This window comes from Hyphomonas sp. GM-8P (assembly GCF_003263315.1).
Taxonomy (GTDB): domain Bacteria; phylum Pseudomonadota; class Alphaproteobacteria; order Caulobacterales; family Hyphomonadaceae; genus Hyphomonas.
Genome location: NZ_AWFE01000057.1, coordinates 43711 through 67291, shown reverse-complemented (window position 1 = coordinate 67291; position 23581 = coordinate 43711). Strand labels below are relative to the sequence as shown.

Sequence of the window (23581 nt, the reverse complement as noted above, 5' to 3'; positions counted from 1 at the left end):
GTGGGTGAGCGCGACTGGATCTCCCGATATTTCGTACCGCTGGTCTCGGCGCTGGGGGCCGATGCGCTGCGGGACGATGTGGCGGAGCTGTCGGTGTCTGGCGGCCGCATCGTCGCAACCGTCGATGCGTTGGTCGAAGGTGTACATTTCTTTCCGGACGATCCGATTGGTAGCGTGGCCCGAAAACTCGTGCGCGCGAATGTGTCTGACATCATTGCCAAAGGCGCACAGCCGGTCGAGGCGCTGCTGACGCTTGGATGGCCGAAAAGCCGTTCGGAAGGGCAGTTGGCGCGATTCGCTGAAGCACTTGGTGGTGAACTGGCCGATTGGGGCGCACAGCTCGTCGGTGGCGATACGACCGCGAGTCCACATGGCTTGTTCTTGTCACTTACGCTGACCGGACGGTGCGGTCCGGACGGGGCCATCCGGCGCAATGGAGCGAAGGCCGGGGATTCCCTTTGGGTGACCGGTCAGATCGGAGCGGCATGCCTGGGCTACAAGGCGCTTCGAGAAGGGCGTGCTGACGACCCATACATTGCTGCTTACCGGGAGCCTGCGCTGGCATCCTTGCGGATCATCGACCTTCTGCGCAATTGCGCCAGCGGATCTATGGATGTCTCCGACGGACTATTGGGTGATGCGAGGATGCTTGCTGCCGCTTCCGGTCTTTCGGTGACGGTTGATCTGGATCTGGTGCCGTTCGCCGGAGGTGCGTACGGCCTTGAAGAGCAACTGGCGCTCGCTTCCTGGGGCGACGATTATCAGGTTCTGTTCGCTGCCCCTCAGTCGGCCAGCCATCAGATAGAGTTTTCCGCTCCGGAAATGTCGCTGCAGGTCACCAAAATCGGTACTTTCGCCTCCGGGAGCGGTTTGCAGGCGATCTCCAATGGTTCGCCCGTTAACCTACCGGAAACTCTCGGCTTCGAGCATGGCTGAACCGGGTCTTGCCTGACTCGCTCGAAACGTGAGGCATCTTGCACGCAACGTCAGGGGGTGGCAGCAAAGTACCCATAATAAGGAAAGCTCAGGAAGAAACCGGGAAAAACCGGTTCGTTTTGGCTAGGGAAGGAAACAAGGTTCATGTGGTATTATCTCGCTCTCGCAGCGGGCGTAATCTCGGTTTTGTACGGGTTCATTCAGGCTCGTTCGATCCAGTCCGCCCCCGCGGGTGACGCGCGAATGCGCGAAATCGCTGCGGCTATCCAGGAAGGCGCCAACGCCTATCTCGGCCGCCAGTATCGTACCATCGCAATTGTCGGTGTTGTGGTTGTTGTCCTGTTGGGACTGGCATTCCAGAGCTGGCAGCAGCCGCTTGGCTTCATTGTCGGCGCGGTCCTGTCAGGTGCCGCAGGCTTCGTCGGCATGAAAGTGTCGGTGCAGGCCAACGTCCGCACAACGGAGGCCGCAAAATCAGGTCTTAATGCCGGACTCAAGATGGCCTTCAAGTCGGGTGCCGTTACCGGCATGCTCGTGGTCGGTCTCGCGCTGCTCGGTATTGTTCTCTATTACGGCTTCCTGACCATGGTCATGGGCCTCAGCCTGACTGAAGAGGACCAGAAGCGGGAAATCATCGATTCCCTCGTTGCTCTTGGTTTCGGCGCCTCCCTTATCTCGATCTTCGCGCGTCTTGGCGGCGGTATCTTCACCAAAGGTGCGGACGTCGGCGGAGACATGGTGGGCAAGGTGGAAGCCGGCATCCCGGAAGACGATCCGCGCAACGCTGCGACGATCGCTGATAACGTCGGCGACAATGTCGGCGACTGTGCCGGCATGGCAGCTGACCTGTTCGAGACCTATGCCGTGACCCTGGTGGCTACGATGGTTCTGGGAGCGATCTATTTCTCTGATGCCAGCTATCTGGGTGACCTGATGCTGCTTCCGCTGGCCATCGGCGGCGTGTGTATCATCACGTCGATCATAGGTACTTATTTCGTCAATCTCGGCCCTGGAAAAACCGATGTGATGGGCGCTCTCTACAAGGGCCTGATCGTCACGGGTGTCTTGTCGATCGGTGCGTTGGCGCTGGTGATCAGCCAGGTTCTGCCCGCCGGGTTCGGCGTTCTTGACGGTGCTGCTACCGCCCTCGGCCTGTCTGGAGAGATCACAGGGATGGACCTGTTCCTTTGCGGCCTTCTGGGGCTCGTTGTGACGGGCCTTATCGTGGTCATCACGGCTTACTACACCGAGACGAAGTACCGCCCCGTGCGGTCGATCGCCAAGGCGTCGGAGTCCGGTCACGGCACCAATGTGATCCAGGGGCTCGCCGTGTCGCTCGAGTCGACGGCGCTGCCGGCCCTGACCATCATTGCTGGGATCATCGCCACATATAACCTCGCCGGCCTCTATGGTGTGGCCATCGCGACGACCACGATGCTTGCGCTGGCGGGCATGATCGTTGCGCTCGATGCATTCGGCCCGGTAACGGACAATGCCGGTGGTATCGCTGAAATGTCGGAGCTTCCCTCGGAAGTGCGTGACACGACGGATGCCCTCGACGCTGTGGGCAACACGACGAAAGCCGTTACCAAGGGCTACGCCATCGGATCTGCAGGCCTCGGCGCGCTGGTCCTGTTTGCCGCCTATTCGGAGGATCTGAGATACTTCACAGAACGCGCCACAGAAGGCTCCTTCTTTGATGGTGTTGTCGTCAACTTCTCGATCGCCAATCCGTATGTCGTGGTCGGTCTTCTGTTCGGCGGTCTGCTGCCATTCCTGTTCGGCGGCATGTCGATGATGGCTGTGGGCCGGGCCGCGCAGGCCGTGGTGGAGGAAGTCCGCCGCCAGTTCCGCGAAATGCCGGGTATCATGAAAGGCGAAGTGAAGCCGGACTATGGCCGCGCCGTCGACCTGCTGACCCAGGCAGCGATCAAGGAAATGATCGTGCCTTCGCTCCTTCCGGTGTTGTCACCGGTGGTCCTGTTTGGTGTGATCCTCGTGATTGCTGGCAAGGGCGCAGCCTTCGCAGCTGTCGGTGCCATGCTGCTAGGTGTGATCGTGACCGGCCTGTTCGTTGCCATCTCCATGACATCGGGCGGCGGTGCTTGGGACAATGCCAAGAAATACATCGAAGACGGCAATCATGGCGGCAAGGGCTCTGAAGCCCACAAGGCTGCTGTGACGGGCGATACAGTCGGTGATCCCTACAAGGACACCGCCGGTCCGGCTGTGAACCCGATGATCAAGATCACGAATATCGTGGCCCTGTTGCTGTTAGCGGTCCTCGCCGGCATGTAGGGAAAATGAATTTTTCTTTGAAGGCCCCGGGGCAGACGCTCCGGGGCCTTTGTTTTTGTTGCAAAAAATAAACTATAGGCAAAAACTATAGCAACCTGTCAAGCAATCAATTGGTCCTATTCTCCTGTCAGGCGTAGGGTAACTCTGCGCGATGTCCCTTCGTGGTGTCTCACTGCAAAGGAGGCGTCGCCCAAGTATTTGCGGTGTGCCCGGCATGCCGAGTTTCAGATTTGACAAAGCGCTTGAACAACAAGGGAGAAAACAATGGATGGCAATGACATGGGCGGTGGCAAATGCCCCGTAATGCACGGGAGCATGACTGCGGTGGGCCGCACGGTAATGGATTGGTGGCCGAATGCGCTAAACCTCGACATCCTTCACCAGCACGACACGAAAACGAACCCGCTCGGGCCTGATTTCGACTACAGCAAGGAAGTCAAGAAACTCGACTTCGACGCCGTCAAGAAAGACGTGACCGACCTGATGACCAACAGCCAGGACTGGTGGCCGGCGGACTATGGCCACTATGGCGGCCTCATGATCCGTCTTGCCTGGCACTCTGCAGGTTCTTACCGGCTTGCGGACGGGCGCGGCGGCGGTGGCGGCGGCAACATCCGTTTCGCGCCGCTGAACTCTTGGCCGGACAATGGCAACCTCGACAAGGCCCGCCGCCTGCTGTGGCCAGTCAAGAAGAAGTACGGCAACAAGCTCTCCTGGGCCGACCTGATCCTTCTCTCGGGGACGATCGCTTATGAGTCCATGGGACTGAAGACATATGGTTTTGCTTTTGGCCGTCCGGATATCTGGCATCCCGAAATCGATACCTACTGGGGTGCCGAGAAAGAGTGGCTGGGCCGCGACCGCTATGACGACAACACCAAGGCGGATTCGCTCCAAAACCCTCTGGCTGCCGTTCAGATGGGACTTATCTACGTCAACCCGGAAGGTGTGCAGGGCACGCTCGACCCGGCGAAGACGGCGCTTGAAGTGCGCGAGACCTTTGCCCGTATGGCGATGGACGACGAGGAAACCGCGGCACTCACCTGCGGTGGCCATACCGTCGGCAAGGCACATGGCAATGGCGACGCGAGCGTGCTGAGCCCGGCGCCGGAAGGCGGCAAGATTGAGGACCAGGGCTTCGGCTGGCTGAACCCGAACATGCAGGGCAAGGCAGACCTCGCTGTCACCTCTGGTGTCGAAGGCGCGTGGACAACCAACCCAACCAAGTGGGACATGGGATACTTCAAGCTGCTGTTCGGCTATGAGTGGGAGAAGACCAAGTCGCCCGCCGGCGCGAACCAGTGGCAGCCAATCGGTATCAAGGAAGAAGATATGCCGGTCGACGCCTCCGATCCGTCGGTGCGTCGCATGCCGGTGATGACCGATGCCGATATGGCGATGAAAGTCGACCCGATCTACAACGCGATCTGCCAGAAGTTCATGGCCGATCCGGACTATTTCTCTGACACCTTTGCCCGCGCCTGGTTCAAGCTAACGCACCGCGATATGGGCCCGAAAGCGCGCTGGGTTGGCCCGGACGTGCCGAAGGAGGATCTGATCTGGCAGGATCCGGTCCCGGCCGGCAACACCAAGTACGATGTGGCTGCCGTGAAGGCGAAGATTGCCGCAAGCGGCCTCTCCGTCAGTGATATGGTGGCGACGGCATGGGACAGCGCCCGGACGTACCGTGGGTCCGACATGCGTGGTGGTGCCAATGGTGCCCGCATCCGGCTCGCACCGCAGAAGGACTGGGAAGGCAACGAGCCGGTTCGCCTCGGCAAGGTGCTGGACGTGTTGGAAGGCATCGCGAAGGAGACGGGCGCAAGCGTGGCTGACGTGATCGTGCTCGCCGGCAATGTTGGTGTCGAGATGGCCGCGAAGGCGGCTGGCATCGAGGTGACGGTTCCGTTCGCTCCTGGCCGCGGCGACGCGACCGACGCACAGACGGATGCCGATTCCTTCGACGTCCTCGAGCCGCTGGCCGATGGCTTCCGCAACTGGATGAAGCAGGACTATGCCGTGACTGCGGAAGAGCTGCTGCTCGACCGGGCGCAGCTGATGGGCCTCACCGGGCCTGAGATGACGGTGCTTCTTGGCGGTATGCGCGTGATCGGCACCAACCATGGCGGCACGAAACACGGCGTATTCACGGACAAGGTCGGTGCACTGACGAACGACTTCTTCGTCAACCTGACTGACATGTCGTACAAGTGGGTACCGAAAGGCTCCAACCTCTACGACATCGTCGACCGCAAGAGCGGAAAGACCGTGTTCACCGCGACGCGTGCGGACCTCGTGTTCGGTTCGAACTCGATCCTGCGGGCCTATGCGGAAGTCTACGCCCAGGACGACAACAAGGAGAAGTTCGTGCAGGACTTCGTTGCCGCCTGGACGAAGGTGATGAACGCTGACCGCTTCGACCTAATGAACTAGGCCAATACGGACTGAACACTTGCGGCGCTCCGGGAAGCCGGGGCGCCGTTTCTATTTGACCAGTGATGCCGCCATGAGGCGGAACTCTTCCTGAGTGAGGGTCTCTGCGCGGGCCGTCGGATCAATACCGAGTTCTTTCAGCCACTCATCTGCCTTGAGCCCATGCTTCTTTGCGAATGGCTTCAGGGCCGCCCGCAGCATCTTCCTGCGCTGACCGAAAGCCGCACCTGCGACCTGTTCCAGCTTGTCCAGGTGCGGGAAGCGTTCGCTTTCCGGCAGTGGCACAAGGACGGCGACAGCACTGTCCACCTTTGGCGGCGGCTTGAAGGCGCCCGGTGGCAGGGTGAAAGCAATGTGCGGTTTGGTGACTGCGTGGGCAAGCACGGCAAGGCGTCCATAATGCTCCGTTCCCGGATCGGCACAGATACGCTGCGCAACTTCCTTCTGGAACATCAGCGCCATCTCACCGCGCCAGGTGCCAGCTTTCAGCCAATCGATGAGCAGGACGGTGCCGACATTGTAGGGAAGGTTGGCAACAATCATTGCGGGCGTTTCTGCATCCAGTTCCTGCAGAACATTTTCCCATTTTACCTTCCGGGCGTCCTTCTCGATGACTGTCAGGCGACCTTCCTGCGTTTCAGGCCATTCCTGCAGGGCGGAAGCAAAACGTGGGTCTGTTTCGACGGCGATCAGCTTTGCTGCCCCTTCCTTCAGGATAGCGCGCGTCAGTCCGCCCGGACCAGGACCAACCTCTATCACTGTGCGCCCTTCAAGCGGGCCGGCCGCCGTCGCCGCCCGGTGCAGGATACTTGGATCGAACAGGAAGTGCTGGCCCAGCGCCTTGCGCGCCGGGGCCTGTGTCAGTTCAGGATCGTTCTGTTCGCTCATTTGCCTATTCTGTTTCTTGCCACCATTGCCGCGGACCGGATGGCGGCGATCAGGCTGTCCGGCCGAGCCGTGCCCGCCGCTGCCGCGTCATAGCCTGTTCCATGGTCCGGGCTGGTGCGGACAATTGGAAGGCCGAGAGTCATGTTTACGCCGCCCCAGAAGTCCAGCGTCTTCACCGGGATCAGGCCCTGATCGTGTGTCATGGCGATCACGGCGTCATAAGCGCCGGAGAGGGCTTCGGCGAATACGGTGTCTCCCGGCCTTGCGTCCGAAATGTCAATGTTCCGGGACCGGAGCGTTGCCGCGGCCGGATTGATGATTTCGATTTCTTCCCGCCCGATCGCGCCAGCTTCACCAGCATGAGGGTTGAGGCCGGTGAATGCGATGCGGGGCTTCTCAATTCCAAAGTCAGTCTTCAGTGCAGCGTGTACGATCGTACCCAATTCCACCAGGTTTTCGTGAGTCAGGCTGCCCGGCACGCTGGCGAGGGATTGGTGAATGGTCGCCAGGGCAACTCTGAGCCCCCCACCGGTGAGCATCATTACGGGACGCAGTGGTTCGCCGCCCTCCGGACGGCAGAGTTCCGCAACGAATTCCGTGTGCCCTGGATGACGAAAGCCCGCGCCATAGAGCAGGGCCTTATTGATCGGATTGGTGACCAGACCGGCCGCTTTGCCTGCACGAACATGGGCAACGCCGGTTTCGATCGCCGAGACAATGGCTGGGGCAACAGATGGATCCGGTTTGCCAGGTGTGATCGCCGGCAAGTCGCCCACGGAAAGGACAGGCAGGGCAGTCCCGAATGTTGCGACGGCCTCTTCCGGTGACGAGATCGCCTGAACTGCGCAGCGCTCGCGATACAGTGCAGGCGCGCCGATCACGTAAAACGCCAGGGATGGATCATCTTTCAAGGCGCCCCAGGCAGCAGCCGTTATCATCGGGCCGACACCGGCGGGGTCACCCATCGACAGGACCAGAGGAAGAAGGGGAATTGGTTCGCTCACGCGCGGGATGTCGCGCCAAACGGGCTCGCGCGCAAGTCTTAGCGATAGATAATCGTTGCGTCGCGGCGCAGGTTCCGCAGTTCGCGCTCTGAAATCATGTTCAGTTCACGACCCTTGAGGCTGCTCTTGAGGTCATCCCGCGAAGGCAGCGCCTCTGCACCTTCTTCGCGGCGGCAGACATACATGGTGCCAAGTCCGCCGCTGACAGCGAAGATATCGGTTGGCTTGCCGATCTCGGCGCTTTCAACCATGGACTTCCCTTCGGGCCCCAGTTCTTCGATGTTGATGTCCTCAAGCGGTTGGGCACGCAGACCCTGCGTCGTGTTGGCAACGCTCTGAACGTCGTCACAGGATTGGATGCGTTCCATGGCGGCTTTCAGGTTCTCGTCCGTCGAATCCTGCGTGATCAGGCGGATCAGGTCGACTTTTGTGGTCGCTTCAGCGGGTTCACGCTTGTTCTGAATAAACAGAATATAGACGCCATTATCGACGACGATCGGACCCAATACTCCGGGGCCATCCGCTTCTTCGATGGCAGGAACGAGTTCCGGAGACAGATCTGAGGTGGAGACCCAGCCCATATCGCCGCCCGTGGCCGCTGTAGGGGCGGATGACAGCCTTTGTGCAGCGACGCGGAAGTCTGCGCCGGCTTTCAACTGTTCCAGGATTGACCGCGCCGCTTCTTCCGCCTGGACCCGGGTTTCAGGATCCGGTGCGAAAAGGAATATCTCCGAGATGCGGTATTGGGTTTTCTTGGCGGCCGCGCGGAGTTGTTCGATCTGATCGTCCACCTGATTGTCAGAAATACGGATGCGGGAGCCGTAGAGGCCGCTCATCACCCGGTTCCAGGCGATTTCTGCGCGCATCTGCTCTTCAAGGCTCGATGGATCAATCCCGGCTGCGAGCAATTGCGATTTCAGGTCCGAGCCCGTGAGACCGGACTGAGCCGCCATGCCTTCAACGGCGCCGTCGATTTCATCCTTGCTGATTTCCAGATCGAACTCGGCGGCTTTGTCGAGTTGAAGGTGTTCATCAATCAGCTGTTCAAGTGCCTGACCGGTGATCTGCTGAACCTGTTCCTGAGTCGGCTGCTGGCCTCCAAGGCTGAGGAGCAGCATGCGAGCCCGGTCGCGAACATCAGTGAAGGAGATCGGCTGATCGTTGACGACAGCGGCAACGCCTTCCAGCGTCAGGCTGCCATCGCTTGGGGCAGCGTCCTGCGCACTTGCGGTTCCGGCGAAGGGAAGGGCCAGAAATACAGCGGCGGCGACGAGTTTGCGAACCATCAGTGGTCTCCAATTCATGCCTGCGGGTTAGCAGGCAGGTATTCAACTTGACCATACAAATCCTGCTGTATGGCGCAACGCGGGCCCGCAGTCCGCCCTGATAACTTACGGATATTTAGGGTTCGCGGCGATTTCAGGGCGGCTGCAACGAATCAATCGAAATCGCTTGAGCCGAACTGACCGAGTGTTTTAAGCGAGAAGCGGATCTGGATATTCTCCGACGGTCCTTGCGTCCGGTCCTGCAGCTCGGTTCGGCTGTAGATCAATTCGAGACGGGAGCAATCGTCTTCATAGGCGATGCCGTAGTCTCTCCGGACGTTCAGATTATCAGAAATATCCCGCAACTGGCCGAACAGGAGCGAGTAGCGGTCGGTTACGCGGAATTCGCCGGTGAGATAGATGCCTTCTTCTTCACCCCGGCTCGGGTTCAGCCGCTCGCTCAGCTTGTAGTACTGGCCTGTCGCCCGCCAGCGCTTCATTTGAGAGGTCAGCCGGGTATCGATCCGATTCAGCTTCATGCCATCGTCGTCCAGCCGAACCCGTGTGTCGATTCGCAAGGCACGCCCAAAATCGGCGGTTGCGGCGGCCATCCAGTCGGATGTCGTGCCATCAAGGTTAGAGGCGGTATTGAACGATGTATCTGTCCGGGACCGCCAGCGGCGGCCAAAGGTTGCTGACAGATCTGGCCCATCTTTCCAAACAGCTCTGGCGGTCAGGCCGGCAGACACCTTGCCGTCGCCTTCATAGAGATCGTAGCCGGCAACGCTGTTTGCATCGAACAACACGGTCTCATCCATTTCGAAGAGCAAGGCGTCTTCATTCGGAATAACCGGGTCGTTCGAATTGGAAGTGCCCCAGGAAGCCATGATTTCCGGTTCAAGCATGATGTCGAAGTTTTTACCGGGCCGGATCAGGGGATAAGCGATACGTGTACCGGCATTGCCAACCAGACGGGTTGCGTTGTCGTCGCCGGCGGAAGCCGCGTCGAGCTGGTAGTAATCACCGCGCAGTTCGGCGAACGGCTCGAATGTGAATCCCCCAGGCAGGATCTTGTAGGCTGACCAGTCGGTGCCGACACTTACGCGCTGGCTGTCAGACCCCACATCGCGGCGCAGGATAGCGGTTGAGGCGTTTACACTGGCAAATCCGTAGTCACCGAGATCCCAGTATTTCTCGCTGAACATCAGCGGGGTAACTGTGGGAAGACTGCCGTCCGAGTCACCTGCGCGCAGGCCCTGAATGGAGAGCAGGGCCACGTCGGTGTAGTAGGTATCGCCCTGTCCCACGGCATAAAGCTGCGACAACAGGCGCCGCGGCTGGCTCAGATAGATGCCACGCTCGTCGCCCTGTCCATCGATGTCGTAGCGGCGATCGTAGAGGTCGTCCGTCTGGGTCTCGACCCCGAAGCCCCATTGCCACTGGCTCGTCAGGGCAAACCGGCCGCTGCCATAGAGGTGACCGCGCCATTTTTCATCGCCGAACTTCACGCCGTCGCTGTCAAAGTCCTGTTCTTGCGTGATGCTGGTATTGATGTTGATGGCCCCGGAATAGAACCGTTTCCGGTAGTCGAGTTCCAGCATCGGATTGACGTTTTCGGAGATCATGGGCGCGATGGTCAAATCCGAAGATTCTGAAATCGCCCAATAATAGGGTTGCTGATAGAACGCGCCGAGCTTGGACGAGAAGCCCGCCGACGGGATCATCAGACCTGACCGGCGTTCGGACGTCGGATCCGGGTGGGCCAGATATGGAAAATAGAAGACCGGGATACCCATCACTTCCAGCACCGCATCGCGGTAGGAAATCATCTGGGATTCCTGATCGAGTACCGCGCGCCGGGCGCGCAGCGACCAGGTCGGAGTCTGACCCTTGGCTTCGCAAATCGGGCAGGCCGTATAGATGACCTGGTCCATGGCATTGATACCGTCGGGCTGACGGATGGCGGAATTGGCAACAATCGTTGACCCGTCTGGTAACCGGGCTGAGTAGCCGATCGCATAACCGTCCGACAGGTTGGAACCGACTTCAACTTCGTCGGAGAACTGCTGTGTGCCATCCTGTTCAATGATGACGACATTGCCGGTGGCGCGCACACGCTCCGTCGTGCGGTTGTAGATCAGCCGGTCAGCCCGAAGGATACGCCCGTCATAAAGGGCTTCGACATTGCCTTCGGCAACGATGGAGTTCTCATCCCGCAGCTCGTAGACATAGTCAGCCTCTAGGACCACCTGTTCCGAGGTCGTCGCGGTATCTGTGGCTGTGGTGTTGTCCTGCGCCATCGCCACGAAGGAAGGCGTTGCGGCAAGTGCCAGGGCTGCAGCGTAGTGATACCAATTGGCCAAATCGGGCTACCTCGGTGTTACCCCCGCCAGCACTGGCTGCGGAATACGGAATTCTGTCTCGGATTCTGAGGCTTAGAGGCTGTCCCCGGCATCGTCCAGCCACAGAGCGCGTCTGAGCGCCGTTTCAGCGCCAATCCGGTGCAGTCAGGCCACAGCCAGGCCTTCGCTCAGATAGTCAAAGCGGATCCAGTCCAGCCGTTCTCCGTAAGATATGCCGTTCTCTGTCAGATATCATGCATCAGGTTTCGCTTTGGAGCTGCCAAACCGTGGCTCAGTGCCCTTGAACAAGCGGCCAAGATTGGCCCGGTGGGTCCAGAAGACGAAAGCTGACAGTGCCGCCAGCCCGCAGAGGATGAACCAGTTGTGAGGCCGGTGCTGGAGCTCCTCCACGAGCCACGCGCCAGGTGCAACGAGGACAGCAGCGGTCAGCGCCGCAAGAGATGAAATGCGTGTGAGGGCGAAAATCCCGAACCAGACCGGCGCAGCAACAAAGAAAGCGGGAAGCGAAACAAATGGCAGCAGGCCAGCGAAGGTTGCAACGCCTTTGCCACCCTTGAAGCCCAGCCAGATCGGGTAGCAATGCCCAACGAAAGCAGAGGCTCCGGCGACGAGCCCCATTTCAGGCCCGCCGAATGCACCAAACCCCAGGGCAACGAGACCGGCCTTGAGACTGTCCAGCAGCAGCGTTGCCAGCGCGAGATCCTTCCGGCCGGTCCGCAACACATTGGTCGCGCCAATATTGCCGGAACCGATTGCGCGAATGTCGCCCAGACCAGCAGCACGGGTGAGCAGCAGCCCGAATGGGATGGATCCGGCCAGGTAACCAATCAGTGCGGCAAGCGGAAAAGCGAGATATGCGACCATGCGCAACTCCGTAAAACACGTTTAAGTGGTAGGCAGGGATCGGCGCGCGGGCAAGCCTTCTCAGGAGATGCTTTCGTGCGTGAAGACTTCTTCCCCGCCAACGAACGTCCGCAGGACACGGCCCTGCAGCCGGCGGCCATCGAATGGGGAGTTGGTCGAACGGGAACGCAAATGCTCGCGTTCGCACAGCCACGGCTTGCCAGGATCAAACAGGATCAGGTCTGCCGGGGCATTTTCCGCGAGACGGCCTTGCGGAAGTCCGAGCATGTCCGCTGGTCGGCAGGTGACAGGCGCAAGCGCTTCCAGCAAGCTGAGCGGACCATCATGGACGAGGCTGAGCATGGCGGGCAGGACGGTTTCAAGTCCCGCCGCACCGAAGGCAGCTTCACCGAACGGCAGGCGTTTTTCTTCAGGTGGCTGAGGGTCGTGTGCGGATACAACCGCATCGATTTCGCCACGCTTCAGGGCGTCGATCAGACCGAGCCTCGTTTCCTCGTCCCGGAAGGGCGGATTGACTTTGCAATAGGTCAGGTAGTCGCCGACATCCAATTCGTTGAAGAAGAAGCTGTGAGCGGCGGCGGTGGTGAAGATCTTTGCGCCGCGTGCACGTGCAGCCTTCGCGATTTCGATCGTCCGCGTTGTCGAAACCTGATCCATGATCAGCGTACAGCCGGTTGCCTCGGCAAGTACGGTATCCCGCATGGCGCCGATCCATTCTGCTTCAACCGGAATACCTGAAAGCCCCATACGTCCGGCCAACTTACCAGCATTCATGACACCTGATCCTGACAGTGCCCGCTCGTCCGGCCGGGACATGATCGTCGCGCCGAGGCTGCCTGCGTATGCCATGGCGCGCTTCAGGATCGAGGCATTGGTGACAGGAAGATCACCGTTTGTGAATATGATTGCGCCGGAATTGGCCATGAGGCCAATCTCAGCCATCGCTTCGCCTTTCAGACCGGTTGTCAGAGCACCAGCCGGATAAATCCGGGCGGCGGCACTCGATTTGGCCCGCTCGGTGATGAAACGGACAAGCGCCATGTCATCGATGACCGGCTTTGTGTCCGGCATCACCACAAGACTTGTGATGCCGCCCGCCACGGCTGAGCGCGATGCTGTGGCCAGAGTTTCTTTCTGTTCAATGCCGGGCTCTCCGGTTTTGACACGCAGATCAACAAGGCCAGGCGCAAGACACAAGCCGCCTGCGTCGATCGACGCCTTGGCGTCCTCGTGAGGCGTGGTCTGCCCCGCGGAGATCTCTTTGAACTTGCCGCGATCGACATAGATCGCGCCGACCTCGTCGAGATTGCTCGCCGGGTCGAGCAGGCGGGCATTGTAAATGCTGAGGCTCATGTGCGGCCTCCCGCAAGAAGATGGAGCACAGCTTCACGCACAGCGACACCCATTTCGACCTGTTCCGTGATGACGGATTGTTCGCCGTCTGCAATGGCGCTTTCGATTTCGATGCCCCGGTTCATCGGACCGGGATGCATGACAGTGGCGTCCGGCTTGGCGAGGGCCAGCCGATCCTTGGTGAGGCCGAAGAAGCTGAAATATTCGCGCCGGCTGGGCAAAAAAGCCCCATCCATGCGCTCCAGTTGCAAGCGCAGCATCATGACGATGTCTGCGCCTTTCAGTGCTTTGTCGAAGTCGGTGGTCGCGCTGGCTGCGCCCCAGGTTTCGGTGCCAGAGGGTAGCAGTGTGCGCGGGGCACAAAGATGCACTTCAGCCCCCATCAGGTGCAGCACTTGCGTTGTCGAGCGGGCGACGCGGGAATGCGCAATGTCACCGCAAATCACGACTTTCAGGCCCTCGATCCGGCCTTTGGCGCGGCGGATGGTCAAGGTGTCGAGCAGGCCCTGGGTGGGATGCTGGTGCGTTCCGTCACCTGCATTTATCACGGCGCAATCGACTTTGCGCGACAGCAGTTTCGGTCCGCCAGAGGCAGAGTGGCGCACGATCAGCGCATCCGGCTTCATCGCGTTCAGCGTCATTGCTGTGTCGATCAGCGTCTCGCCCTTTTTCACGCTGGAGGCGGCGACCGGCATCGAGATGACGTCAGCTCCGAGGCGGCGGGCTGCGATTTCGAAGCTGCTCATTGTCCGTGTGGAGTTCTCGAAGAACAGGTTCACGACCACTTTGCCCTTCAGCACCGGGTCGGGCCGGATGCCAGCGCGTGTTGCCTCGGCATATCTGTCTGCGAGGTCCAGGATGTGGGTGATATCGAGAGGAGAAAGCCCTTCAATACTGAGCAAGTGCTCATGATCGAAGCTGTAGTGATATGCCGCCCGGGTCATGGAGGCCCTTTCGATTTTTGGCGGTTTAGGCCCGATTCCGTCGGGCTTCAAGCCCTCAGACGACGGGAAGCTGTGTAACCGCGAGGTAGAGCAGGGGCATGGTGAGCATGGCCAGGACCGTCTCGACTGCAATCAGGTTCGCCGCGAGTGGCGCGTCTCCGCCGAGTTCGCGAGCGAGGATGTAGGATGATGTGGCCGTCGGTGTGGCCGCACAGATTACCGCAATCGTGAGGGGTATGCCCGAAATTCCAAGGAGTAGGCCAAATCCAACCGCGAATGCCGGAAGGCCCACCAACCTTACCAGCGACCAGCCGAAGGTGCGCGGGCCGGCGCGGCGGAGGGCGGACAGATCCACACCGGCGCCTGCAGACAGGAGACCCAGTGCGAGTGCCGCGTCGCCCAGAATTCCGAGGCTGTCATCCAGCAGTTCCGGCAGCTCGATATTCGCCGTTGCCAGACCGAGCCCTGCCACACACGCGATGACGATCGGGTTTTTGACCAAAGCCAGCAGTGGCTTGGGGGCGGGTCCATGCGGCCGTTCCGCGTGGGCAATCAATGCATAGACGGAGAGTACATTTGCCGTCGGGATCATGGCGGCAGCTGCAATGGTCACAAGGGCGAGGCCTTCCTGCCCGAACAGGAGGCTACCGATCGAAAGGCCAATCATCGTGTTCCAGCGCACGTTCGACTGGATGACGGATCCGACGGCCGGGCCGGGCATACCGGGTAGGAAGCGTCCCAGCAGGCCAACACCGGCAAGAGCAAACTGCGCCAGGATCAACGCGCCAGCCAGACGCCATGGCGCCGTCTCAAAAGGTGCGTTCGCCAGAGTCCGAATGATCAGCGCCGGAAACAGCACGACATAAGAAAGGCGCTCAATGGCTCGCCAGCTCTCGGTGGGGATCCATTTGCGGACCGACAGGACATGGCCGAGCGTGACGATGGCGATGACCGGAAGCAGGGCATACAGAAATCCGCTCATGCGTCTCGCTCCAGGCGTTCCAGTGCCGATTTGAGAATGATTGCTGCCGCAGAGGCGTCGATCCGTTCTGCGCGCTTCTTCCTGGACAAATCCGCCTCCAGCATCGCCCATTCGGCTTCAGCGGTGGAGAGACGCTCATCCTGGAAAAGAATCGGCACATCGCGATATTTCAGGATGTTCCAGGCGAATGCCCGGACCGACTGCGCCCTAGGGCCTTCGCTGCCATCCATGTTCAGCGGCAGGCCAACGACCAGTCCCACTGCCTTGCGATCATCATACAGGTGGAACAGGCGGTCCAGGACGGGAGCCAGTTTCCGTCCTTTCGGAATGGTCTCGACAGGACTGGCAATCATGCGAAGGGCATCGCAGGAAGCCACACCCACGGTCTTCGTCCCGGGGTCGAGCCCGAGGAGAGGACCGGTGGAAGGGAAATCGGCGACGTCAACGACAGGCATAGGCTGCCCACATAGCGCCTTGATGGGGCGTTGCCTATGGCGTATTCGGGCGGCAGCAGTTCCGGAGAATTTCCATGAGTGTCACCAAGGATGATGTTCGCAAGGTCGCGCGTTTGTCGCGGATCGCCGTTGATGAAGCTCACCTGGAGGAGCTGGCGGGTGAATTGAACAGCATTCTCGGCTGGATCGACCAGCTGAACGAAGTCGACATCTCGGATGTGGAACCGCTTACTTCCGTGGTCGAGACCAAATTGCCGATGCGGGAAGATGTTGTCACAGACGGCAACATTCCGGATCAGGTACTGGCTAACGCACCTCGGACCGAGGACGGGTTCTTCGTGGTGCCGAAGTCGGTCGAGTAGGCTTCACACCGCTTCGGCGGCAAAATCTCCATAATCGATCAGGACTTCTTCGCCAGCGGCTATGTCGCGCGAGGCGCAAAGCGTGACGGTTGCCGTTGTGGCATCGACATTGAAGGTCGCATTAGCGTCAGGGGAATGGTTGCACATGGAGATGGGGCCAAATGCGACTGCGGCGCGCATCGCGCCTTCAGCATTTTCATCCACGTAGAATATGTAGTGGTACAGGCGCGTCGCCTTCACGTGCGCGGTGTCTTCAGTGCTGAGTATAAGCGCAGGCCAAGTGCCAATCTTGGTTCCTACAGCAATTTCGACGGCCGCGTACAAGCCGCGGCCGTGCAGGGGAGATTGCTTCACTTCGACCAACGAGGCCTGATTGTTGGGGGACATGCCGGTCACATACCATGACCGGCAAAACCCGGCATCAGGATTCTTCGGAAGAAACTTCTGATTCCATTGAATCCTCTTCCGGGTCACCATCAGAATTTTCTGCTTTGGGATCCCACTTGTACATGGATTTCACCACGCAACGGGCTGTGCTGAAAGGCTGGTTACGTTGAGGCATCAGCGAGTCGGAAACAACGATTCTGTCGCCATTGGTCAGGCAGCTGGTGGATGCGTCGATCTTCATTGTGACGGCATGTTCAAGCGGTGTACATGTGCCGAACACTTCGATCAGGTAGTGATCCCGACCTTCTCTCACGGTGAACGTGTCCCGGGTATTGTCCCCGAAACTGTCGATGTTGCCGGCAAAACAGATCCGGTCGACTTTTTCGCCGAGGCGAGGATCGTCAGCATATTTCGCGACGCCAGTAGGGTCTCGTTCCGAACCTTCGGTGGAGGCGCAGCCGGCCAGGGCAATCATGGCGGTGGCAAGGGTGAGACTAAGGCGCATGGCAATCTCCTTCTGGGCAAATCCAGTCTCACAATGGTGTGACGAACTGATATCTGCCTGACAAGCACTCTCACAGAGACTTGAACTTTCAGCACAAGCCGTCATAGCAGGCGAGCAGAATAGCCGGAGACCCGCTACGATGACCGATCTGACGAAGCTGACCCTTGCAGACGCCCTAGATGGCCTGAAGGCGAAGAAATTCTCGTCCCGGGAGATCACGCAGGAGTTTATTCAGACCATTGAGGGCTCGCGGGTCCTTAATGCCTATGTCGTTGAAACGCCGGAGAAGGCGTTGGAAATGGCAGACAATGCCGATGTGCGTCTCGCAAAAGGCGAGGGCGGCAAGCTAGAAGGCGCTCCCCTTGGGGTGAAGGATCTCTATTGCACCAAGGGCGTTCGCACGACGGCCTGCAGCAATATCCTCGGCGAATTCACGCCGACTTACGAGTCGACCGTCACGCAGAATTTGTGGGACGAAGGCGCCGTTATGCTCGGCAAGCTTAACATGGACGAATTCGCCATGGGCTCCTCAAACGAGACGTCCCGGTTCGGTCCGCCGATTAACCCGTGGCGCCGAAAGGGCGACAATGCCGGCCTGACACCGGGCGGTTCGTCTGGTGGATCAGCTACCGCTGTTTCGGGCGACCTTTGCCTCGCAGCGACGGCATCCGATACGGGAGGCTCGATCCGCCAGCCTGCGGCGTTCACTGGCACAGTCGGCATCAAGCCAACCTACGGCCGCGCAAGCCGCTGGGGCATGGTGGCATTTGCGTCGTCGCTGGACCAGGCTGGCCCGATCGCGAAGACGGTTGAAGACTCTGCGATTCTTCTGGACGTCATGTGCAGTCATGACCCGAAGGATTCCACATCGCTTCAGGTCGATCAGCCTGACTGGCGCGCAGACGTTTCCAGAGGTGTCAAAGGCATGCGCATCGGTATTCCCAAGGAGTACCGGATGGATGGCATGTCCGAAGAGATCGATGCCCTCTGGAACCAAGGTATCGAGTGGCTGAAGGCCGCTGGCGCCAAGATCGTCGACATCAGCCTGCCGCATACGAAGTACGCCTTGCCGGCATATTACATCGTTGCTCCAGCCGAAGCGTCTTCTAATCTCGCGCGCTATGACGGCATGCGCTACGGAACCCGGGTGGATGGCAACAATCTGACCCAAACTTACGAAGCAACCCGCGCCAACGGTTTTGGCCGGGAAGTTCAGCGTCGCCTCATGATCGGGACGTATGTTCTGTCATCAGGCTACTATGACGCCTACTACCTGCGCGCCCAGAAGGTTCGTACCAAGATCCTGAACGACTTCGTCAATGCGTTCGAAAGCTGCGATGCGATCCTGACACCGACTTGCCCGTCGCCGGCCTTCGCATTCGGCGAAAAGAGCGGTGATCCGGTCGAGATGTATCTCAACGACGTGTTCACGGTGACGACGAACCTTGCTGGCCTTCCGGGCATTTCCATACCCGCTGGTCTTTCATCCGATGGCTTGCCACTGGGCTTGCAGGTAATCGGCAAGGCGCTGGACGAGTCAGCCTGTTTCCGCGTTGGTGGTGAACTGGAACGTGCAGCCGGATTCGTGGCCAGACCGGAGAAGTGGTGGTAGGCTTCACGCCATGAACCGCTTTCTTGTATTGTTTGGCATCATGCTCGTCATCTCGATCGGGATGATCGCGACGGCAACGATGCAGGCTGATTTCAGTCTTCTGGATTCGAAAGCCACCCCGCTTTGGCTCGCAGCTGTGGCAGTGGCGGCATATGTCGCTTGGCGTATCGATGGCGTGCTGAAACGCCGTGAGCGGCGACAGGATGCATCCGTCAGTGGGGGGCGCAGCTTCCTGAAAGCGAAAGTCTCACCTGCGCAATCGGCAAGGGCCTCACGCGTCGCGGCGCGCCGCAAAAAGCTTATTGCTGAAGGCAAGCTGGAAGCGGAACCCGAACCAGAGGCCAAGCCGGAGGCTGAGAATGAAGCCCCGTCCACGCGTGTCTCCCAGGCTGCCCCGATCAAGGATCGCATGGCCGCCCGGGCAGAGCGTGTCAGGCAAGCGAAGGAACAGGGGAAGCTTTAGGGGCTTTCTTGCGTTTGCTGGAAGGCGACACGTCCGTCGCGCTGACTGCTGGGGCTTTCGTGCCACCGCGCGGCCCATCCTCATCATCCGCTGCTCTTTCACCGCGATCCGCAATCCTGGTCACATGGACGCCGGCGCCGATCAGTCCGCCGATCGGACCGAACTGAAGCAGCATGGCGAGAATGAACAGGATCGGAATGTTCATATCCAGATTGCCAAGCGTCAGGAACAGGGCGCCAAACATGGTGCCGCCGAAGATGAGGCCGATGGCAAACCCGGCTATGATGTGACGCAGAAAGCCTTGCGCGATGTGGCGTTCATCGTCGCTTGCGCCATCAAGGATCATTTTGAAGAGCATTTTCTTTGTTTTCCCCTTCGCGCTTCCTCCCGAAGCAGTCGTGCAAATTTGCCGCACATCGCGACTAAGGAAAACCCCATAGTTTTCGGTAAGTCCATAAAACCGGATATTTCAGTGCGCTATGCGGTGTCAGCGCGGCTCGACAGGGCCATCCGCTGGGGGGTAAAAGGTCCGGATTCTGCTGTGACCAATCGAGGAAAGCATGTCTGTACGCACCCCCTACACGATCAAGGGCGACACAGGTGACTGGGAACTGGTGATGGGCCTCGAAGTCCACGCTCAGGTTTCTTCCAACGCGAAACTGTTTTCCGGGGCTGCCACGGTTTTTGGCGCCGATCCGAATTGCAATGTTTCGCTGGTCGACGCGGCCATGCCCGGGATGCTGCCGGTCATCAACAAGTTCTGCGTGGAACAGGCGATCCGGACGGGACTGGGCCTAAAGGCGCAGATCAATCACTACAGCCGGTTTGACCGGAAGAACTATTTCTATCCTGACCTGCCGCAGGGCTATCAGATCAGCCAGTTCGCGCACCCGATTGTGGGCGAGGGTGAGATCGAGGTGGACGTGGAACCAGCTCACGGTGGTGAAGCTTATACCTTTCCGTGCCGGATCGAGCGCCTGCACCTGGAACAGGATGCCGGCAAATCCATCCACGACATGGATCCGAATTCCACCTATGTGGACCTGAACCGATCCGGCGTGGCGCTGATGGAAATCGTGTCTCGGCCGGATGTACGCACGCCGGCGGAGGCGGCGGCTTATGTGAAGAAGCTGCGTGCCATCGTGATCGCGCTCGGCACCTGCGACGGCGACATGGAGAAGGGCAACCTTCGCGCTGACGTGAACGTATCGGTCTGCCGGCCGGGGCAGTACGAGAAGTACCGCGAGACTGGTGACTTTGGCCATCTCGGCACGCGTTGCGAGATCAAGAATATGAACTCGTTCCGCTTCATCCAGCAGGCCATCGAGTACGAAGCCCGCCGCCAGATCGAAATTATCGAAGCTGGTGGCAAGGTCGATCAGGAGACCCGTCTGTTCGATCCGAACAAAGGCGAGACGCGGTCCATGCGTTCCAAGGAAGATGCGCATGACTATCGCTATTTCCCGGACCCGGATCTTCTGCCGCTGGAAGTGGAAGAAGCCTGGATTGAGGAAATCCGGTCTACCCTGCCGGAACTACCGGACGAAAAGCGCGCGCGTTTTGAGGCGGACTATGGCCTCTCACGCTACGATGCGGGCGTGTTGACGGCGGAAGCCGACAAGGCCGCCTTCTTCGAGGAAGTCGCCAATGGACGTGATGCAAAGCTTGCCGCGAACTGGGTGACGCAGGAACTGTTCGGTTACTTGAACAAGGAAGGCCTGGAGCTGGCAGACAGCCCGGTCTCTGCCGCTGACCTAGGCGGTCTGATCGAGCTCATTTCCAATGATACGATCAGCGGCAAGATCGCCAAGGATGTCTTTGGGCGGATGATTTCCGGTGAAGGCAAGCCGGCCGATATCGTCGAGAAACACGGCCTGAAGCAGGTGACCGATACCAGCGCTATCGAAAAGGTCGTCGACGATATCATCGCCGCAAACCCCGAACAGGTGGCTCAGGTGAAGGAAAAGCCGAAGACCATGGGTTGGTTCGTCGGGCAGGTGATGAAGGCTTCGGGCGGCAAGGCCAACCCGAAAGCCGTCAACGATATCCTGAAAGCAAAACTCGGCCTTTAAGCGTCAGAGCGCTGCGCGGATTTTTTCTGCGATCGGCTCGAGTTCTTCCGGCTTCGCCATGCCACCTTCGGCATGGCGGCCGAGAGGCTTGCCTTCCCATCGCGGGATGATGTGGAAGTGCAGGTGATAAACGGTCTGCCCCGCCGGTGCACCGTTGAACTGGCTGACCATCAAGCCCTCAGGCTTAAGGGCTTTCTCAACGGCGCGTGCCACTTTCTGCACTTTCAGCATATATAGGCCGAGATAGTCGGACGGCATGTCGAGAAAGTTCCGCGCTTTTACCAGTTTCGGAATGACCAGCGTGTGGCCTTCGCTCTGCGGAAAAACATCCATAAAGGCGAGTGCGATGTCGTCCTCGTAGACTTTGATGCTTGGCATCTCGCCGCGAACAATTTTCGCGAAGATGTTGTTGGGATCATAGCTGTCGTGGAGGGTCATGTTGAATTCTTCGTTCTTTGGAATTGATGATGCTGAAAGAGATTAGGTCTGCTCACCCTTTTTAAAGGGGGTCCGTTCGGTCAGGTAGTCTTTATCGTGCTCCACAGCGGCGCGTTCGCGTTCCAGATAGTCTGCGACGGCATCCCGCAGACCGGGGTGGGCAATCCAGTGTGCTGAATACGTCAGTACCGGGACGTAACCTCGCGCCAGCTTGTGCCCGCCCTGGGCACCCGCTTCGACGACGCTGAGGCCGTTCGCAATCGCATAGTCGATGGCCTGATAGTAACAGGTTTCGAAATGCAGCATCGGCCGCGGATCAATCGTCCCCCAGTAGCGGCCGTAAAGGGTATCAGAGCCGATCATGTTCAGCGCGCCTGCAATCGCTTCGCCACTTTCCATCGCGAATACGAACAGCATATCGTCCGCCATCCGCTCACGTAGAAGCGAGAAGGTCTTACGATTGAGGTAGGGGGAGCCCCATTTGCGGCTGCCTGTATCCATGTAGAATTCGAAGAACCGATCCAGATGGTCTTCGGTAATCTCGTCGCCGCGCACATGGACGAAGTCGAGCCCTTCTTGTGCTCTGGCGCGTTCCTTACGCAGGTTCTTGCGTTTCGAAGATGACAAGGCCGCCAGGAAGTCGCCGAAGTCTCCATACCCATCATTGAACCAATGGAATTGTTGATCCGTTCGGGTCAGCATGCCGTTGAGCATGAGGGACTGGGAATCCTCTTCTTCGAGAAAATTGATGTGAAGGGAGGAAAGCTTGTTTTGTTCAGCGAAGCCTACCGCCGCGCTGAGCAGCAGAGACTTGATCCGGGCCTCGTCCGGTCCAGGCGCGGCAAGGCGCCGCCGGCCGGTAACGGGCGTGAACGGCACAGCGCTCAGAAGCTTTGGATAGTATGATCCGCCTGCACGTTCGAACGCATCGGCCCAGGAATGATCGAAGACGAACTCTCCGCGCGAATGCGTCTTGCCGTAGAGCGGCATCGCCCCGCGCAGCACGTCGTTCGCATCTTTCACGAGGATGTGCCGCGGGATCCAGCCTGTTTCCGGCGTTGCGGCGCCTGAACTTTCCAGAGCCTCCAGGAACTCCCAGCTCAGGAACGGATCCCTGCGAAACCCCGGCGGGTTGGCAACGGCATTCCACTCATCCGGGGCGACGTTTTCGAGCCCTGTGACGATATCGACGCGGAAATTCGTTTCGTCCATGGCTCCCAATCTAGGTGCTAAGGCGCCGTGAAACCAGCTCCGGGTCCATATGTTCGAAGATGACCGCGGCCTCATGGTCCTTGCAGCGGTCGAGTTCATCCTCACTGCGGACGGTCCAGATAACGATGGGGAGATTGCTGCCCTGGGACTTCAGCGCCGCGCGTTCGATGTCGGATGTATGCACGGCGAGATAATCAACCCCGTCCGTTACCGCGCGTTCAAGCACTGAGTCGAACGCGTTTTCACCAACCTTTGCCGTCGACCCGATCAGCTGGCCGCGCATCAATCCCATCGGCAAGGCGCGGACGGCTTTTTCGGAAAAGCTCATCGCAGCAGCGAAGCCTTTCCAGTGCGCCAGTCGATCACCGACTCGCCGGGCAAACGCCTCTGGATCAGTTTTCCCATCGATCTTCAGCTCGGTCAGCAGAGGAAGCTGATAAGGCCAGATGCGCAGGAGTTCGAGAAATGTCGGAAGGTGTTCCGATGAGCCGGCAAGCGAAAGCCGGCCCAACTCTTTTGCGTTCAGCTCTTCGGTCTTTCCGGACCGTTTTGTCATCCGGTCGAGTGTGTCGTCGTGAAAGACGACTGGCGTGCCATCACGTGCCGGGCGGACATCGAATTCGACTCCCAGTCCGGCTGCGCGGGCTTGCCGAAAGGCCTCAAGCGAGTTTTCAGGCGGGCCGTTCGCCGACCACAGACCGCGGTGCGCATAGCGGAACTTGCGGGGGTCGAACGGCGTGGCCAT

At 59.4% G+C, this 23581-nt stretch carries 22 protein-coding genes; 7 read left to right on the top strand and 15 right to left on the bottom strand.

From position 1 onward, the window contains the following. From thiL to katG, 3 genes are all read left to right on the top strand, one after another. The gene (gene thiL, locus HY26_RS05030) at positions 1–936 is read left to right on the top strand and encodes a thiamine-phosphate kinase (protein ID WP_158531425.1); all 936 of its coding nucleotides are present in this window, start codon (positions 1–3) and stop codon (positions 934–936) included. A 144-nt stretch (positions 937–1080) separates the two neighbouring features. Next, positions 1081–3234, top strand: coding sequence for a sodium-translocating pyrophosphatase (locus HY26_RS05025; protein WP_034767826.1), 2154 nt, complete (start codon positions 1081–1083; stop codon positions 3232–3234). 264 nt (positions 3235–3498) lie between these two features. Then, entirely contained in the window at positions 3499–5667 is a 2169-nt protein-coding gene (katG, locus tag HY26_RS05020; protein WP_112073073.1) for a catalase/peroxidase HPI, read from the top strand. A 51-nt stretch (positions 5668–5718) separates the two neighbouring features. Here the strand turns inward: katG and rsmA are convergent, their stop codons facing one another. The 9 genes from rsmA to ruvX form a co-directional block, all read right to left on the bottom strand. Then, positions 5719–6555: a 16S rRNA (adenine(1518)-N(6)/adenine(1519)-N(6))-dimethyltransferase RsmA gene (gene rsmA, locus HY26_RS05015; protein WP_034767830.1), complete on the bottom strand. Its 837-nt coding sequence runs from the start codon at positions 6553–6555 to the stop codon at positions 5719–5721. Continuing rightward, a complete protein-coding gene (gene pdxA, locus HY26_RS05010; RefSeq protein ID WP_081813175.1) occupies positions 6552–7559 on the bottom strand; it encodes a 4-hydroxythreonine-4-phosphate dehydrogenase PdxA in 1008 nt (335 codons plus the stop codon). Before pdxA ends, rsmA begins: the two co-directional genes overlap by 4 nt. A gap of 38 nt (positions 7560–7597) precedes the next feature. After that, a complete protein-coding gene (locus HY26_RS05005; RefSeq protein ID WP_233351541.1) occupies positions 7598–8863 on the bottom strand; it encodes a SurA N-terminal domain-containing protein in 1266 nt (421 codons plus the stop codon). 134 nt (positions 8864–8997) lie between these two features. After that, a complete protein-coding gene (locus HY26_RS05000; RefSeq protein WP_034767838.1) occupies positions 8998–11187 on the bottom strand; it encodes an LPS-assembly protein LptD in 2190 nt (729 codons plus the stop codon). A 231-nt stretch (positions 11188–11418) separates the two neighbouring features. Then, a complete protein-coding gene (plsY, locus tag HY26_RS04995; protein ID WP_112073072.1) occupies positions 11419–12051 on the bottom strand; it encodes a glycerol-3-phosphate 1-O-acyltransferase PlsY in 633 nt (210 codons plus the stop codon). Positions 12052–12111: 60 nt separating this feature from the next. Further along, positions 12112–13404, bottom strand: coding sequence for an amidohydrolase family protein (locus HY26_RS04990; protein ID WP_112073071.1), 1293 nt, complete (start codon positions 13402–13404; stop codon positions 12112–12114). Then, complete coding sequence (locus HY26_RS04985) at positions 13401–14348, bottom strand: aspartate carbamoyltransferase catalytic subunit (protein WP_112073070.1); 948 nt, start codon at positions 14346–14348, stop codon at positions 13401–13403. Before HY26_RS04985 ends, HY26_RS04990 begins: the two co-directional genes overlap by 4 nt. A 55-nt stretch (positions 14349–14403) precedes the next feature. After that, entirely contained in the window at positions 14404–15330 is a 927-nt protein-coding gene (locus tag HY26_RS04980) for an AEC family transporter (RefSeq protein ID WP_034767846.1), read from the bottom strand. Continuing rightward, positions 15327–15785, bottom strand: coding sequence for a Holliday junction resolvase RuvX (gene ruvX / locus HY26_RS04975; protein WP_034767851.1), 459 nt, complete (start codon positions 15783–15785; stop codon positions 15327–15329). Before ruvX ends, HY26_RS04980 begins: the two co-directional genes overlap by 4 nt. Before the next feature lie 74 nt (positions 15786–15859). On the opposite strand from ruvX, the gene gatC reads away from it, so the two are divergent. Beyond that, positions 15860–16147, top strand: a complete 288-nt coding sequence (gene gatC / locus HY26_RS04970) for an Asp-tRNA(Asn)/Glu-tRNA(Gln) amidotransferase subunit GatC (protein ID WP_034767854.1) — start codon at positions 15860–15862, stop codon at positions 16145–16147. Between the two features lie 3 nt (positions 16148–16150). Here the strand turns inward: gatC and HY26_RS04965 are convergent, their stop codons facing one another. Together HY26_RS04965 and HY26_RS04960 are read right to left on the bottom strand one after the other, a co-directional pair. Then, positions 16151–16624, bottom strand: a complete 474-nt coding sequence (locus tag HY26_RS04965) for an SET domain-containing protein (RefSeq protein WP_081813176.1) — start codon at positions 16622–16624, stop codon at positions 16151–16153. Beyond that, positions 16569–17039: a DUF6491 family protein gene (locus HY26_RS04960; protein WP_112073069.1), complete on the bottom strand. Its 471-nt coding sequence runs from the start codon at positions 17037–17039 to the stop codon at positions 16569–16571. Before HY26_RS04960 ends, HY26_RS04965 begins: the two co-directional genes overlap by 56 nt. A gap of 139 nt (positions 17040–17178) precedes the next feature. On the opposite strand from HY26_RS04960, the gene gatA reads away from it, so the two are divergent. Next, the gene (gene gatA, locus HY26_RS04955; RefSeq protein ID WP_034767859.1) at positions 17179–18651 is read left to right on the top strand and encodes an Asp-tRNA(Asn)/Glu-tRNA(Gln) amidotransferase subunit GatA; all 1473 of its coding nucleotides are present in this window, start codon (positions 17179–17181) and stop codon (positions 18649–18651) included. A 10-nt stretch (positions 18652–18661) separates the two neighbouring features. Further along, positions 18662–19114, top strand: a complete 453-nt coding sequence (locus HY26_RS04950) for a hypothetical protein (protein ID WP_112073068.1) — start codon at positions 18662–18664, stop codon at positions 19112–19114. Here HY26_RS04950 and HY26_RS04945 read toward each other — a convergent pair. After that, on the bottom strand, positions 19083–19472 hold the full coding sequence (locus tag HY26_RS04945; protein ID WP_112073067.1) for a hypothetical protein: 390 nt from the start codon (positions 19470–19472) through the stop codon (positions 19083–19085). The genes HY26_RS04950 and HY26_RS04945 overlap by 32 nt on opposite strands. Positions 19473–19674: 202 nt before the next feature. Between HY26_RS04945 and gatB the strand changes: the two genes are divergently transcribed. Continuing rightward, positions 19675–21186: an Asp-tRNA(Asn)/Glu-tRNA(Gln) amidotransferase subunit GatB gene (gene gatB, locus HY26_RS04940; RefSeq protein WP_034767866.1), complete on the top strand. Its 1512-nt coding sequence runs from the start codon at positions 19675–19677 to the stop codon at positions 21184–21186. Positions 21187–21189: 3 nt separating this feature from the next. Here the strand turns inward: gatB and HY26_RS04935 are convergent, their stop codons facing one another. From HY26_RS04935 to HY26_RS04925, 3 genes are read right to left on the bottom strand one after another with little or no spacing between them, the layout of a single operon-like run. Beyond that, complete coding sequence (locus HY26_RS04935; protein ID WP_034767868.1) at positions 21190–21624, bottom strand: HIT family protein; 435 nt, start codon at positions 21622–21624, stop codon at positions 21190–21192. 42 nt (positions 21625–21666) lie between these two features. Continuing rightward, the gene (locus HY26_RS04930) at positions 21667–22836 is read right to left on the bottom strand and encodes a GNAT family N-acetyltransferase (RefSeq protein WP_112073066.1); all 1170 of its coding nucleotides are present in this window, start codon (positions 22834–22836) and stop codon (positions 21667–21669) included. A gap of 10 nt (positions 22837–22846) precedes the next feature. Continuing rightward, positions 22847–23581, bottom strand: coding sequence for a glycerophosphodiester phosphodiesterase family protein (locus HY26_RS04925; RefSeq protein WP_034767871.1), 735 nt, complete (start codon positions 23579–23581; stop codon positions 22847–22849).